Genomic DNA, 460 nt, shown 5'->3' with positions numbered 1-460 from the left:
AGTTATTTGTTGTAAGGTCTGATTGTTTTGTCAGAGGGGTTGCCATTTATCATTCTCCAGAAGTCTTTTCCGCTTTTGGTATGCAGAGTAGTTATATGGCCATTTGTATTCGATCCTGCAAAAGCAAATTTGGCCTGCCCTGTCCTATTTGTTCCCATAAGTAAAACATATCCGGTCGTTGGAGTGTCCCTATACAAATATTGCACAGGCGTGCCATTGCTTACGACATGACGTGCAGCGAGTAGATATTCGTGACTATTTTCTACTCGAAATTCAGTTCCGTGCTTGTCGTAATGCTCGTTGAGTTTTTTCTCGTTGGCAAACTCTGTCGGACGTGTTGATACAGCAGGGCTACTGGGCTCACCTCTCGTTGCGGTGATGTTGTCTGCTGGCTCTTCTATCCGAGCTTGCGATTTGCATATGCCTCCTTCTGGGCAATTACTTAAGCCCAAAGGGTCAA

1 protein-coding gene is annotated in these 460 nt (G+C 45.0%); it reads right to left on the bottom strand.

Features of this window, described 5'->3' with window-relative positions:
• Positions 1–2: 2 nt before the first annotated feature.
• A partial coding sequence (locus tag SOP95_RS31605) for a hypothetical protein (RefSeq protein WP_323609529.1) occupies positions 3–460 on the bottom strand: 458 nt, incomplete at its 5' end.

It is taken from the genome of Pseudomonas sp. YuFO8 (assembly GCF_035065025.1).
GTDB lineage: Bacteria > Pseudomonadota > Gammaproteobacteria > Pseudomonadales > Pseudomonadaceae > Aquipseudomonas > Aquipseudomonas putida_AE.
This window is presented reverse-complemented; position numbering and strand designations above follow the sequence as displayed.